The organism is Frateuria aurantia DSM 6220 (genome assembly GCF_000242255.2).
Lineage (GTDB): Bacteria > Pseudomonadota > Gammaproteobacteria > Xanthomonadales > Rhodanobacteraceae > Frateuria > Frateuria aurantia.
The window spans coordinates 1,970,514-1,984,338 of sequence record NC_017033.1 but is presented as its reverse complement, the minus strand read 5'-3'; the positions used below and the strand labels follow the sequence as shown (position 1 = coordinate 1,984,338).

The following is a 13,825-nucleotide window of genomic DNA, read 5'->3' as shown; positions in this document are numbered from 1 at the left end:
ACATGGAGCGGTAAAGGTTATCATGCCGGCTTCCGATCTTGATGTGTTTCCATGTCTCATGCCGCGCAGTAAAAGCAGCTCCCGCTGGTTGCGGGAGCACTTCGATGATGTCTATGTAAAAAAAGCCCAGGCCGAGGGCTATCGTTCGCGCGCCGTATTCAAGCTTGATGAGCTGATCGAACGCGATCGACTGCTGAAGCCCGGCATGCGTATCGTCGATCTCGGCGCGGCGCCCGGTGGCTGGTCGCAGCTGGTGCGACAGCGGCTGGGTGACAATGGTACCGTGGTGGCATTGGATATCCTGCCCATGCAGGGTCTGGCCGGCGTCGACTTCATCCAGGGTGATTTTCGCGAGCCCGAAGTACTGTCAGCGCTGGAAGCCCAGCTGAACGGGCAGAAACTGGATCTTGTGCTCTCCGATATGGCCCCCAATATGAGTGGTGTTGCTCTCGCGGATCAGATCCGGGCCATGGATCTGGCCGAGCTTGCCTTGCAGTTCAGCCAGGATTGGCTGAAGCCGGGTGGCTCGCTTCTGATCAAGCTGTTTCAGGGGGCGGGTTTCGATGATTACCTGCGCAGCTTGCGCGCCAGCTTTACACGAGTGACGATGCGTAAACCAAAGGCCTCACGCGCCCGGTCGCGTGAAACATATGCTTTAGCCGTGGGGTTCCGGCCCCCCTCCGGATCTTCGGGCGAGAATCACGCATGAACGAAACGATTAAAAATGTGGTGCTCTGGATCATCATCGTGCTGGTCCTGTTCACCATCTTCCAGAGCTTCAGTCCGCATGGCAGTGCCGCTTCGGATCTGCCTTACAGCAGCTTCTCTTCCAGCGTGGCTGCGGGCAATGTGGACTCGGCGACGATCAGTGCCGAGCAGCCGGCCACCATCACCGGCAAACTGAAGGACGGCAGCACGGTGCATACCGTGGTTCCCGTGCTGGGTTTCTCGACCAACCAGGTCGTGAAGGAGATGCAGGACAAGGGTGTGACCGTGCGCCAGGAAGCGGCCAGCAATGGCTTTTCCCTGATCGGCCTGCTGTTGAACTGGCTGCCACCGATTTTCATGATCGGCATGTTCATCTGGATCATGCGGCAGATGCAGTCGGGTGGCGGTGGCCGTGGTGCGATGAGTTTCGGCCGTTCCCGCGCCAAGCTGCAAGGTGAAGATCAGATCAAGGTCAATTTCTCTGATGTCGCCGGCTGTGACGAGGCCAAGGAGGAGGTCGGCGAACTGGTCGAGTTCCTGCGCGATCCTTCCAAGTTCCAGAAGCTGGGCGGCAAGATTCCGCGCGGTGTGCTGATGGTTGGCCCGCCGGGTACCGGCAAGACCCTGCTTGCCAAGGCCATTGCGGGCGAGGCCAAGGTGCCGTTCTTCTCGATCTCGGGTTCGGACTTTGTCGAAATGTTTGTCGGCGTCGGTGCCAGCCGTGTCCGCGACATGTTCGAGCAGGCCAAGAAGCACGCGCCCTGCATCATCTTCATCGACGAAATCGATGCGGTCGGTCGCCATCGTGGCGCCGGTCTGGGCGGCGGTCATGACGAGCGCGAGCAGACCCTGAACCAGCTGCTGGTGGAAATGGACGGTTTCGAAGGCACCGAGGGCATTATCGTCATCGCGGCCACCAATCGTCCTGACGTGCTGGATCCGGCATTGCTGCGCCCAGGTCGCTTCGACCGCCAGGTCGTGGTCGGTCTGCCGGATGTCAAAGGGCGGGAGCAGATTCTGAAGGTGCATCTGCGCAAGGTGCCGATGGCCAGCGATGTCAGTGCCATGACGATTGCCCGCGGCACCCCCGGTTTCTCGGGTGCCGACCTGGCCAATCTGGTCAACGAGGCGGCCTTGTTTGCTGCACGCGAGAATTCGCGCGATGTGCGGATGATTCATCTGGACAAGGCGCGGGACAAGATCCTGATGGGCGCCGAGCGCCGTTCGATGGCGATGAGCGAGGACGAGAAGAAGTTGACCGCCTATCACGAGGCCGGTCATGCCATCGTCGGCCGATTGGTGCCGGAGCACGATCCGGTCTACAAGGTCACCATCATTCCACGCGGCCGCGCCCTTGGTGTGACGATGTATCTGCCGGAAGGTGACAAGTACAGCATGAACCGGGTGGCGATCGAATCGCAGCTCTGCTCCTTGTACGGTGGCCGCGTGGCCGAAGCCCTGATCTTTGGTGAAGACAAGGTCACCACGGGGGCTTCCAATGATATCGAGCGTGCCACCAAGATGGCTCGCAATATGGCGACCAAGTGGGGGCTGTCCCGGGTGCTGGGGCCGATCACCTACGGCGAGGACGAGGACGAGGTATTCCTTGGCCGTACCGTGACCCAGCACAAGAGCGTGTCCAACGAGACCGCACGCAAGATCGACGAGGAAGTTCGGGGCATTCTGGATCAGGCCTATGGCCGGACCCAGACCTTGCTGACCGAAAACATCGACAAGCTGCATGTGATGGCCGATGCGCTGCTGCAGTACGAAACCATCGATGCGCAGCAGATCGATGCGATCATGGCGGGCGAGGTCCCCGGGCCGCCGGCGGATTGGGGCAAGTCCGCTCCGGTATCCGGCAGCAATGTGCCGCCGCCGCCACCCCCGCGGGGCGATGCCGGCGCCAAGGTCGGTGACCCGGCCACTCAGAGCCGTCGCGAGCTGTAATTGCCCAGCTTCGCTTGAATACAGCAAAGGCGCCGTCAGGCGCCTTTGCTGTATGCGCTGACTGCTGTATGACAGAGCGGCATGGGCAGGCTGGCTGTGGCCGGGATCCAGCCAGGTTTCGGGTGTTCGCGCCGCGCCGCGCGGGCCTGGTCCTTTCAGGCGTTCCGTTCCGGGCCTTCCAGCGCGGAGGCGCAGGTTGTCGTGATGTCTTCTGATGGATTATGCATAAGTCAGCTTTCAGCCACCCGGCATGGCCGATGCCGAGGGCAGGGCGGCCTGTTCCGGCCGGGCCGCCGCATCTGTTGGCGACGGCTCTGTCATTGGCAAGCCGGGCTGCGTCGCCATGGGATATGGATGGCATGCGATGAGCGGAGGCGGCGGCCCGGCTCAGGAGGGATGTGCCTCCATGAAATGGTGTGACGAATCGAGATGCAGATCACGAAATACGATCAAAAGTTCATCTGGACGAAAAAAAACTGAAGAAAAGTGTTGACGCGCCAGCGTGAAACACGAATAATCTCACTCCTCGGTTGGCAGCCCACTCCGGCGTCACGATGTTGTGGTTGCTGTGCCGAAAAGTTGATAAGCGCCCGTAGCTCAGTTGGATAGAGTACCAGGCTACGAACTTGGTGGTCGGGAGTTCGAATCTCTCCGGGCGCACCATTGATCAGGAAAGCTGACAGGCCTCTTGATAATCCTATGGATTTCAAAAGGCTGGAATCAGAAGTTTCTGATGATGGCAAGATGTTGCAAGATGAATTGACTGGACGGCAAGTCGCTCGAAAGGGTTTCGGAACTTCAGCTGGTTCATTGGCTTAAAGTTTGGAATTCGGGGTATAGCTCAGTCTGGTAGAGCGCCAGCTTTGGGAGCTGGATGTCGGGGGTTCGAATCCCTCTGCCCCGACCAGGCAGGCGTTCTCGTCAAGGTGAATGCGCCTGTAGCTCAACCGGATAGAGCATCGGCCTTCTAAGCCGAGGGTTGCAGGTTCGATTCCTGTCGGGCGCGCCACAGTCGTTACAACATGGTTTTTGGTGGGCGTAGCTCAGCTGGTTAGAGTACCGGATTGTGATTCCGGATGTCGTGGGTTCAAGTCCCATCGTCCACCCCAATAACAATACGTTTTACGGGCCGTTAGCTCAGTTGGTAGAGCAGTTGACTCTTAATCAATTGGTCGTAAGTTCGAATCTTACACGGCCCACCATTTTTGAAATCCGCCTGCGGGATTGGATTTCAGGGAGCGATTTTGAGCTCCTTCAGTTTGAAGTGCGCCCGTAGCTCAGTTGGATAGAGTACCAGGCTACGAACTTGGTGGTCGGGAGTTCGAATCTCTCCGGGCGCACCATTTCAAGGATCATGTTGATTCGTCGTCATGGTCAGCTGCTGGCAAGAAGCGTCTTTCGGGATGATTTGTCGTCAGGGCGGGGTGTGATTGCTGTGGGAAACCACGCATCTGCCATGGGAATACCCGGTTTTTGGTGGGCGTAGCTCAGCTGGTTAGAGTACCGGATTGTGATTCCGGATGTCGTGGGTTCAAGTCCCATCGTCCACCCCAATAACAACAAGTTTTACGGGCCGTTAGCTCAGTTGGTAGAGCAGTTGACTCTTAATCAATTGGTCGTAAGTTCGAATCTTACACGGCCCACCATTTTTGAAATTCGCCTGCGGGTATGGATTTCAGGGAGCTGAGTTTGAGCTCCTGCAGTTTGAAGTGCGCCCGTAGCTCAGTTGGATAGAGTACCAGGCTACGAACTTGGTGGTCGGGAGTTCGAATCTCTCCGGGCGCACCATACATCGAGTCGAAAGACTTCACCTCTAGAGGTGGTTCTGTCGCGGAGGGTAGTAAGCCTCTCCAGATGGAACAAGGGAATGCAACTATGCATGTCCCGGTACAATTCAAGGGCCGTTAGCTCAGTTGGTAGAGCAGTTGACTCTTAATCAATTGGTCGTAAGTTCGAATCTTACACGGCCCACCATTTGAACAGCCGCATGTCTCATGCGGCTGTTTTTTTATGTCTGATTTCTGGCCGGCTGCGGGTCAAGACAGTATGTGTGGAGATGGCGATGGCCGATGACTGCTAGACTGATCGGCTTTTGATGCATGGATGGCTACACATGGCTTGGTGGTATGTGATTTTTGCAGGCTGCTTCGAGGTCTTGTTTACGACCTGCCTGCGTTACGTGGACGGCTTTCGCCATGTCGGCTGGACGCTGGCCTTTGTCGCTGCGATGTGCGCCAGCCTGTTTTTGGTTGGACTTGCGATCAAGACACTGCCGATGGGTACGGTCTATGCAGTCTGGACGGGATTGGGCGCCTTTGGCACCGTGGTCGTCGGTATGATGTTTTATGGGGAGCCAGTCACTATCCCTCGCATGGTATTGCTCTGCGTGCTGGTCGCCTCGGTCGCCGGCCTGAAGCTGGTGTCCAGCCACTGACGGGTGCTTCCCCGTCAAGATGGGGCGGATTTCCGAAGCGGCTCTGGCAACGAAGGCGCTTGCTGCAGGGCGCCGGCAATCCGCCGGGCCAGCGCGGAGCCGGGGTCACGCGGACTCCAGGGCAGGCCATGTTGTGGTTTCCGGGTCAGGGCCTTGGTCTTGCAAGGCGCCTCTCAGTCCAGTCGTTCGCGAGGAGGGGCTACCGAGCGGCGCACGATCAGACGCAACGGGGTGGTCTGTCTTGGTGCACTCAGTGACGGTCCATCGGTCAGGCTCTTGATCATATTCACTGCAAGCTCGGCCTGGGCCCGGATATCCTGGCGGACGGTCGAAAGCGAAAACAGCTCGCTGGCCGCATCGGGTATATCGTCGAAGCCGACGAGCGAGACATCCTCGGGCACGCTGAGACCCAGACTTTTCAGACGGTCCAGTGCGCCAAAGGCCATCACATCGTTGGAGGCAAAGATGGCGGTTGGGGGCGGGCCTTCGGAAAACAGGGTTTCGGCGCCTTTCCAGCCGGAAATGGCGTCGTGGGCACCATGGACGACACGCGGGACCAGACCGGCTTCCTCCATCATTGCTCGATAACAGGCCGTGCGATCCGCCGCCGAGGCTTCCTGTCCGCCAGCGATATGAGCGATCCGCCGGTGCCCGAGCTGGAACAGATGCTGCATGATCTGCCGGACACCGTCGGCATCATCGGTCGCGATGGTCGCCAGCTGGCGATGACTGGCGCTGGTGCTGCCAATGTATACCGCGGGCAAGCTCCGTGCCAGACTGATGATGGCCTCGCTGCTGCGCGGCGTGGCCAGCAGGATGACGCCACGGGCACGCAGACGCAGCAGGCGTTCTGCTTCGGCAGCGGAAGAAGCTTCATTTACGGCACGCAGCGAAACGGCTGGCTCATAACCTTGTTGTCGAAGTTCATCATCGACGGCTTGGGCCTGCTGGACATGGAAAGGATTGCTGAGTTCGCCGATGATCAGGCCAATGGTGGCCGAGCGTGACTCGGCAAGACTGCGTGCAGCCAGATTAGGTCGATAGTTCAACTGATCGGCCATGGCCTTGATCAGTTCACGGGTCTGCTCACGGACGCCGGGATCGCCGCGCAGCGCACGCGATACCTGGGCGCGCGACATGTTCACTGCGCGCGCCACATCTTCAAGTGTTGCAAATGCCCGTATCACCCAGTCTGCTCCGCCGTGGATACATGGATCCGTCCATGTGAGCGGCTAGCATAGCAGTGCATGCGTGATGTTGCGCTGCAAGGTCCTGCGTGAAGAAGAGGGTCTAAGTGTTGGGCAGAGCATGCTCGGCTTGATCCGTCGGCCCGGCAAAGCGGGCCGACGGAAAGGCAGGGGCCGGGTGAGGGCCGAAGCCGGCGCCCCCGGCTACGTCAGCGTCGGCGCACCCGGCTCGCCACAAGCAGCACGATCAGCAGCAATGCCAATCCGCCCAGCCCCGTCAGCCATGGCATGGCCTTCATCAGCAACGGTGCCTCACCACCGGACCGCAGCAGTGCGACATGAGCTGGCGTAGTCTGCATGTTTGGATTGCCGAAATGGGTTTCTACATAGTTGACGATATTGGCCACCTGGGTGTCATCGAGATCCTTGCCAAAAGCGGGCATGGACACTGCAAGGTCGGCGCCGTCACGCTCGAGGCCATGCAGGATGACCTGAATCAGGTTGTCTGGCGAAGACATGCCTACCGCGCGATTGTGGCTGAGCGAGGGGAAATACTGGCCCCGGGTGCCGTCGCCGGTCGGTTGATGGCAGCTGGCGCAGGCGCTGGTATACAGCTCGGCGGCATTGTCCGTGGTGGCCAGGCGTCGGGCATCGGCTCCCTTGCCGCCAAGGGGCAATACCGGTTCCCGCTCGGTCAGCGACGGCAGTTTGCCATCGCCAGTGTAGTCAAAGGCGGGGCGGGTCTCTGCAGGATTGCGAATGGCCGGGACGGTCTTCAAGTAGGCGGCTATGGCCTGCAGATCGCTGTCAGAGAGATGCCGGAAGCTCTTGCTGATGGCCTCGGCCATCGAACCACCGGCCTGGCCCTTGCCGGCCACGTGGCCGGTCTTCAGGTAGGCCACCAGCTCATCGTTGCTCCAGCCGCCGATGCCGCTGACCGCATCCGAGGTGATGTTGGGCGCGATCCAGCCATCGACCACGCCACCGCCCAGATAGCGCCCGGTATCTTCCGCCATCATGGTGTTGCGGGGGGTATGACAGGTGCTGCAGTGGCCCAGCGTGTCGGCAAGATATTTGCCGCGCGCGACGCTGCCGTCGGCGGCCGGGCTGGTCTGCGGCGGCGTGCCATGCAGATACAGCAGATTCCAGCCGATCATCGAGGCGCGGATATTGAAGGGGAAGCCCAGATGGGTCTGCGGCGCCGGCTGGTCATCCGGCTGTACGCCGTGCATGAAATAGGCATACAGGGCGTGCACGTCCTGATCGCTCAGGCCGGCATAAGCGGTATATGGCATCGCCGGATACAGATGCTGCCCCGAGGCGTTGACGCCCCGGCGCAAGGCATCGGCGAACTGCTGTTCGGAATAGCCGCCGATGCCCGCTTTCTGCGAGGGCGTGATATTGGACGCATAGATCGTGCCCATCGGCGAGTGCAGGGCCAGGCCGCCGGCAAACGGATGAGCGGGCTGGGCGGTATGGCAGGCGGCACAATCAGCCGCGGTGGCCAGTGCCTGGCCCTGCTGGATCAGGCCGGCATCCGTGGTGCTCTGGGCATGGCTGGCCGCAGCACCCAGCTGCAGGCCAAGGCCCAAGGCCATCGACAAGGCCAGCTGCGTGCCGCGCAAGGAAAACAATGACTTGATGCTCATGACTGTCTCAGATTTCCTTGCCGATGGTGTCGGCGATGCGTATGGACAGGGCCACGCCGGTCAGGGTGGGGTTGATGACGCCGGAGGCAGGAATCACGCCGGTGGTCGCCAGGAACAGATTGTCGTGATCGTGGGTGCGGCAATCGCCATTGACCACCGAGTTCTTGGGATCGGAGCCCATGATGACGCTGCCCATCAAGTGATCGCGGTTTTCCCAGCCCGAGTCGTCCTGGACGACTTCGGCGTTGAACAGTTTGGTGAACTTCACGTAATCCTGCTTGGCGACTTCGGCACCGGCCTTCATGTAGTCGCTGACGTCGTAATGCACCCGCATCATCGGAATGCCCAGGGCATCCTTCTTGGCTGCCGGGGTGATGCGGTTGCTGGCTTCCGGCAGGGCCTCGAAAACCGTACCGACATCGATCCAGCGGGCGGAGTCATGGACAATGCGATCATCCAGCTCCTTGCCGACCACGCCCATCTTCAGCAGGCGCTCGGTCACGCCGCGATTGGCCACCGCATTGGACATGGAGTGCTTGACGGCCGAATGGCGCTTGCGGAAATCACCATCACGCCAGTTGAAGATGCCGCCCTGCTGCACGGCGCCACGACCTGGCCACAGGTCTTCGTCGCCAATCAGGCTCAGGCTGATGCCGGTGTGATCCATGAGATTTCGGCCGACCTGGTCGGAGCTGTTGGCCACTTCGGAAATCAGCAGCAGCTTCGGGGTTTCCAGGCCGTTGGCGGCCACCACGAAATAGCGGGCGGTGAGTCGCTGGTCGGTGCCATCCGGCTTGCGGTAATGCACGGCCACAATTTTGCCGCCAGCACCTTTCTCCAGCTTGTAAGCCGTCGCTTCGGTCAGCAGCTTCACACCGGCCTTCTCGGCATGATCGGCATGCATATTGCCGCTGTACATGGCACCGATCGGGCAGACGGGCATGCAGTTGTTGTTGCCGCAGCAGGCCGGACGGCCATCATAGGGCTTGGTCACACGGCCATTGGGCTCATGGATGTAGTGATAACCCGCCTCCTTCAAGCGCACGTTCAGGCGCTGGTTCATATAGGTGGTGGCATCCGGCGGCAGCGGATAGGGCGCGGAGCGCGGAGGCCATGGCTTGCCATCCTGGCCGCTCTGGTCTTCTTCACCGTTGCCAGCCACGCCCAGCGCGCGTTCGGCCCGCAGATAATAGGGTTCCAGTACGTCGTACTCGATCGGCCAGTCGCGGCCTACGCCATAAAGGGTCTTCAGCTTCATGTCGTTGGGCAGGTAGCGCCAGCAGGCGGCGGCCCAATGCCAGGTCGTGCCGCCGACCAGTTTCAGCATGCCGGGGCGGAAGTTGAACGAGCCGACGTTCTCGATATAGTCCTTGTTGTAGGACGTATAGGCCCAAGGCTCGTTGGGATAGGGGTCGTTGAAGTTGGCCTTGCGCGAGGATGAGCGGAAATTTTCCAGGATCTTCCAGCGCGGCACGCGGGAACCCGCTTCCAGCATGATTACCGAGCGGCCCTGCTTGGCCAGTTCGTAGGCGGCATTGCTGCCCAAGGCGCCGGAGCCGATGACAATCACATCGGCATCATATTGAGTCGTCATAAAGATGTACCTGTTGCATCAATGGGTAGCCATCCGGCTTCGGCCGGTCGGCGAAATCTGGGATCGGAAGGTGGGCAGGGAGTGCTCAGGTGCCTTTGATGCCAGGCGGCGCTTCTTTCCAGTAATCCGTGCCGGCCCTGGAATAGGTCGGAATCACCGTGACTTCGCGTGTGCGCTCGAACATCAGGGCGCCGGTATAGGTGATGAACTGGGTGTCATCCGTGTCGGACAGGGAGACAGGTGTTCCGGTGTAGCCCAGATACCAGCCACTGATGATTTTCATGGCGGTGTCTTTCAGTGCCGGGTCGGCCGCCACGCTGGAGGCGGAAAAGGCATTGATATCCTTGACGCCGGTATCGGCCAAGGCCTTGCTCAGCTGCTGCGCCTTGCCGGTGAATCCGGCATCGTCATGGTTGAGAGCCGTCAGCAGGCGGGTCGAAACATCCAGCGGCAGGTCTTTGCGACCGGTCAGCAGCAGACCGAGTTCATGGAAGGCATCGATTTCGGCGCTGGTCGGCGCCGGAGCGGCCTGTGCGGTGGTTGCCGCCGTGGCGGCTGTGGCAGCCTGTCCCAGCGGGAGCAGGGCGCCGCCGGCCACCAGCAGGCTCGTGGAGGTCAGCCACTGGCGCCGGCCTTGATTGACGGTCGCGACGGTATCATTCGGATTTTTTGATTTCATGCTTACATGACCTTGTCAAAGCGGTGCGGATGTCAGTCATACCCGTTGGTATCCTTGGCCCGCCATCGACCTGCGGGTGGGCACAAGCTGGTGAGGTGCGCGAGTTCGATTCGCGACGGCCAGCCGGGTTGCGGCAGCCGGAAACCTTGGCGGCATCGGGCTGGGCCTGAGACAGGCTGGCAAGTCATGAGAGCGCTCTCTATCGCATGAGCAAAAAAACGCGCCAAGCGCGTCAGAAGCTTACAGGGACCTGCGTCGATGGTATCTATGCGTCAAATTGACGTCAATAGGGGGTCAATTATCAGCATGTGATCATTCAGTACCCGCCGCGGCAGGCCACTGAGGCCACGCACCGGACAGAGGCACGGTCCGGGCGCATCGCTGCCCGGACCGTGGGTCGAAACCGCTTGCCAGGAGCGTCGGAAAATCAGGCGATCTTGATGATCCAGCCTTCCGGCGCCTCGACATCCCCGAACTGGATGCCGGTCAGTTCCTGATAGAGCTTGCGGGTCACCGGGCCGACTTCGGTTTCGCTGTGGAAGACATGGAACTGCTCACCATATTGGATGCCACCGATGGGAGCGATGACCACGGCGGTGCCGCAAGCGCCGGCTTCCTTGAAGCGATCGAGCTGATCGATGTAGATATCGCCCTCGATGGCTTCCAGGCCAAGGCGTTCCTTGGCGACATGCAGCAGCGAATATTTGGTGATGCTGGGCAGGATCGAGGGCGAGACGGGAGTGACGAACTGGTTGTCGCGGGTGATGCCGAAGAAATTGGCGGTGCCCACTTCCTCGATCTTGGTATGGGTCAGCGGATCCAGATAGATACAGTCGCTGAAATTGCGCTTCTTGGCCTGGACACCGGGCAGCAGGCTGGCGGCGTAGTTGCCGCCGACCTTGGCGGCACCTGTGCCCTGCGGGGCGGCGCGGTCATATTCGGAGACCACGAAATTGCTGGGTGAGAGGCCGTTCTTGAAGTAGTTGCCGACGGGGATGCAGAACACCGAGAAGATGAACTCAGGGGCGGAGTTCACCCCCATGTTGTCACCGACGCCGATCAGGAACGGGCGCAGATAGAGTGCGCCACCCGTACCGTAGGGAGGAATGAAGTGCTCGTTGGCCAGAATCACCTGACGGCAGGCGTCAATGAACTTCTCTTCGCTGACCAGCGGAGCCAGCAGTCGTTCGCAGCTGCGCTGCATCCGCTTGGCGTTCTGATCGGGGCGAAACAGGTTGATCGACCCGTCCTTGCAGCGGTAGGCCTTGAGACCTTCAAAGCACTGCTGGCCGTAGTGCAGGGCCGTGGAGGCCTCGCTGATCGCCAGACGGTTGTCTTCGGTCAGATGGCCCTGATCCCACTGTCCATCTTTCCAGTGGGATACATAGCGGTAGTCGGTCTTGATATAGCTGAAGCCCAGACTGTTCCAGTCGATCGTGCTGTTACCCATTGATTACCCCTTTGTTCTTTCAACCCGGCGTGGCTGCGTCCGAGTGCGCCGCCATCACCTGTCCTGAAGCGTGGTCCTTCGTGCAGACCCGCCTACAGCTATTGTGACATTGGATGCAGCCGGGTTCTATCGCCGACCTGGCGAATGGCTCATCCCTTGCCGTTGCCGGTCAACGAAGGCCGCAGAATCACGTGGTGGCTGAATATCCGGCTTGCGCGAGATCGCCGGCAGGCCTGCCGCGAGGCTCGGGATCAGGCCTCGACCAGGTAGCGTCCCATCCGTACGTGCGGGGTCACGACGACGACGGCATCTTCATTGATCAGCTGCATTTCGCCGTCCTGGATCAGGCACTGCCAGCGCGAACTGCGCTCGACGATGTCGACCATGGTGGCAATGGCTTCGGCGGGCACTTCGAGCACGGTGAGGTTGTCGAAGCGGCGCAGGCTGCCGGCGGTCTTGTCCCACCAGATATCGCCGACCGGGCCGGCGAAATTGATGACGACGACTTGTTCGGCCCGGTGGCAGGCCTTGCGGATGCGGGCCTCGTCAGGCTGCCCCAGCTCGATCCAAAGCTCGATCTCCTGAGTGTAGGCGCGTCGCAGCAAGGCGGGCTCGCTGTCATCGCTGAGTCCCTTGCCGAACTCCAGCCGGTCATCGGCATACAATGCAAAGGCAAGCAGCCGGGCCATCAGCCGGGCTTCGGTTTCGGAGGGGTGCTGTGCCAGCGTCAAGGCATGCGTGGCGTAATAATGCCGATCCATGTCACTGATCTGCAGTTCGGCCTTGTAAATCGTTGCGGTGAGAGCCATGCGTCGAGGTCGAATCGGGAGGCCGCACAGTGTACTCGCATGCAGCTGCCGTCGGGCAGGCAGCTGCACTCTACGGCGCCAGTATCGATCGGCGCCTTGCACGCAGGCCATCTTGGCCAAGCCACCCGATCGTCTTGATTTGGCCATATCTCCCTCGTCTGCGCCTCGTAAGCTGAGCTCCACTCAATAAGCGATATGTCTGGAGCATGCCCATGGCGGCAAAAACGACGGTGGCGGTGATGTTCGGTGGCTGTTCGCCGGAGCACGATGTTTCCTGGGAGTCGGCGGCCTATGTCGTCGCCGGCCTGGACCGCGAGCGACATGCACTGGTGCTGATCGGCATTGATCGGCAGGGCATCTGGCATCTGGTGAATGAAGAGGTGCTCGGGGTCGCGGACCAGGCGCGTGATGAACAGTTGCGCCAGGGACAGCACGTGATGCTTGCGCCGGGCGGCGGGGGGCGGTTGATCTATCCGGACTGGACGGCAGCTCATCGTGATCTCCCTCGCCAAGTCGACATGGTGTTTCCGGTCCTGCATGGGCCGGGCGGAGAAGATGGAACCCTGCAGGGTTTGCTTGAGCAGGCGGCTGTAGCCTATGTCGGCAATGGCGTCACGGCCTCCGCCGCGTGCATGGACAAGGCCGTCTGCCGGCGTCTGCTGCATGAGGCCGGTCTGCCGGTATTGCCTGCGTTGACGCTGGCAGCGGGGCAGCGACTGAGTTATGCGCAGGCCTGTCTGCAGCTTGAGACCTCGATCTTGATGGTGAAGCCGGTGGGGCAGGGTTCCTCGGTGGGTATCAGCAAGGTCGAGCAGGCATCGGAGTTCCAGGCGGCACTGGAGTCGGCCCGCAGCTATGGGCCCAGGGTGATGATCGAGCCGGCGCTGGCTCGTCCGCGCGAGCTGGAGATCGGCATGCTGGAGCGGAGCGATGGTCATCGTCAGTGGTCGGCCGTGGCCGAGATAGAACTGGCGCCGGCGTACAGGTTCTACAGCTATCAGGCCAAATACATGGATGCCGAAGCGATTTCGCTTCGCTTGCCGGCGGAGTTGGCAGAAGATGTGGCCGCGCGCATTCGGGATCTCGCGGACAGGGCCTGTCAGGTGCTGGCTTGTGAAGGCCTGGCTCGGGTCGATTTTCTGTTGAGCCCTGCGGCGGGTGGCATGATCTATATAAATGAAATCAATACCATGCCGGGATTGACCCGCCACAGCCTGTTTCCTGCTTTGTGGCGCCGGCAGGGTTGTATCGATAGGCAGGTGATTGCTATGTTGCTGGCACACGCGGAGCGGCGCCATGCGGCTGGCGCGGATGGGACGGACCGGATGGCGGGGTACATACCCGAAGCAGCCGGCTGCGGATAAA

At 60.7% G+C, this 13,825-nt stretch carries 10 protein-coding genes and 10 tRNA genes; 14 read left to right on the top strand and 6 right to left on the bottom strand.

Annotated elements, in window-relative coordinates; genetic code table 11:
* Positions 1-58 precede the first annotated feature (58 nt).
* From rlmE to FRAAU_RS09180, 13 genes are all read left to right on the top strand, one after another.
* On the top strand, positions 59-709 hold the full coding sequence (gene rlmE / locus FRAAU_RS09240) for a 23S rRNA (uridine(2552)-2'-O)-methyltransferase RlmE (RefSeq protein ID WP_041270504.1): 651 nt from the start codon (positions 59-61) through the stop codon (positions 707-709).
* On the top strand, positions 706-2,658 hold the full coding sequence (gene ftsH / locus FRAAU_RS09235; protein ID WP_014403263.1) for an ATP-dependent zinc metalloprotease FtsH: 1,953 nt from the start codon (positions 706-708) through the stop codon (positions 2,656-2,658). The genes rlmE and ftsH overlap by 4 nt, the downstream gene beginning before the upstream one ends.
* Before the next feature lie 586 nt (positions 2,659-3,244).
* Positions 3,245-3,321: transfer RNA gene (locus tag FRAAU_RS09230), tRNA-Arg, on the top strand.
* A gap of 167 nt (positions 3,322-3,488) precedes the next feature.
* A tRNA-Pro gene (locus FRAAU_RS09225) sits at positions 3,489-3,565 on the top strand.
* A gap of 25 nt (positions 3,566-3,590) precedes the next feature.
* Positions 3,591-3,667: transfer RNA gene (locus tag FRAAU_RS09220), tRNA-Arg, on the top strand.
* 23 nt (positions 3,668-3,690) lie between these two features.
* Positions 3,691-3,767, top strand: a tRNA-His gene (locus FRAAU_RS09215).
* A gap of 17 nt (positions 3,768-3,784) precedes the next feature.
* Positions 3,785-3,860: transfer RNA gene (locus FRAAU_RS09210), tRNA-Lys, on the top strand.
* Between the two features lie 64 nt (positions 3,861-3,924).
* Positions 3,925-4,001: transfer RNA gene (locus FRAAU_RS09205), tRNA-Arg, on the top strand.
* A 133-nt stretch (positions 4,002-4,134) separates the two neighbouring features.
* Positions 4,135-4,211 (top strand) — tRNA-His (locus FRAAU_RS09200).
* Between the two features lie 17 nt (positions 4,212-4,228).
* Positions 4,229-4,304 (top strand) — tRNA-Lys (locus tag FRAAU_RS09195).
* Between the two features lie 65 nt (positions 4,305-4,369).
* Positions 4,370-4,446 (top strand) — tRNA-Arg (locus FRAAU_RS09190).
* A 110-nt stretch (positions 4,447-4,556) separates the two neighbouring features.
* Positions 4,557-4,632, top strand: a tRNA-Lys gene (locus FRAAU_RS09185).
* Between the two features lie 139 nt (positions 4,633-4,771).
* Positions 4,772-5,092 (top strand): DMT family transporter, encoded by a 321-nt coding sequence (locus tag FRAAU_RS09180; RefSeq protein WP_014403262.1) that lies wholly within the window; start codon positions 4,772-4,774, stop codon positions 5,090-5,092.
* Between the two features lie 173 nt (positions 5,093-5,265).
* Here FRAAU_RS09180 and FRAAU_RS09175 read toward each other — a convergent pair whose 3' ends face one another.
* From FRAAU_RS09175 to FRAAU_RS09150, 6 genes are all read right to left on the bottom strand, one after another.
* Positions 5,266-6,249, bottom strand: coding sequence for a LacI family DNA-binding transcriptional regulator (locus FRAAU_RS09175; protein ID WP_425598090.1), 984 nt, complete (start codon positions 6,247-6,249; stop codon positions 5,266-5,268).
* Positions 6,250-6,488: 239 nt separating this feature from the next.
* Entirely contained in the window at positions 6,489-7,928 is a 1,440-nt protein-coding gene (locus FRAAU_RS09170; RefSeq protein WP_014403260.1) for a c-type cytochrome, read from the bottom strand.
* 7 nt (positions 7,929-7,935) lie between these two features.
* A complete protein-coding gene (locus tag FRAAU_RS09165) occupies positions 7,936-9,522 on the bottom strand; it encodes a GMC family oxidoreductase (RefSeq protein WP_014403259.1) in 1,587 nt (528 codons plus the stop codon).
* An 85-nt stretch (positions 9,523-9,607) separates the two neighbouring features.
* Positions 9,608-10,201, bottom strand: a complete 594-nt coding sequence (locus FRAAU_RS09160; RefSeq protein WP_014403258.1) for a sorbitol dehydrogenase family protein — start codon at positions 10,199-10,201, stop codon at positions 9,608-9,610.
* 427 nt (positions 10,202-10,628) lie between these two features.
* A complete protein-coding gene (locus FRAAU_RS09155) occupies positions 10,629-11,651 on the bottom strand; it encodes a branched-chain amino acid aminotransferase (RefSeq protein WP_014403257.1) in 1,023 nt (340 codons plus the stop codon).
* 251 nt (positions 11,652-11,902) lie between these two features.
* Positions 11,903-12,460, bottom strand: a complete 558-nt coding sequence (locus tag FRAAU_RS09150) for a YaeQ family protein (protein WP_041271003.1) — start codon at positions 12,458-12,460, stop codon at positions 11,903-11,905.
* Positions 12,461-12,672: 212 nt separating this feature from the next.
* On the opposite strand from FRAAU_RS09150, the gene FRAAU_RS09145 reads away from it, so the two are divergent.
* Positions 12,673-13,824, top strand: a complete 1,152-nt coding sequence (locus FRAAU_RS09145) for a D-alanine--D-alanine ligase family protein (protein WP_014403255.1) — start codon at positions 12,673-12,675, stop codon at positions 13,822-13,824.
* Position 13,825 lies beyond the last annotated feature (1 nt).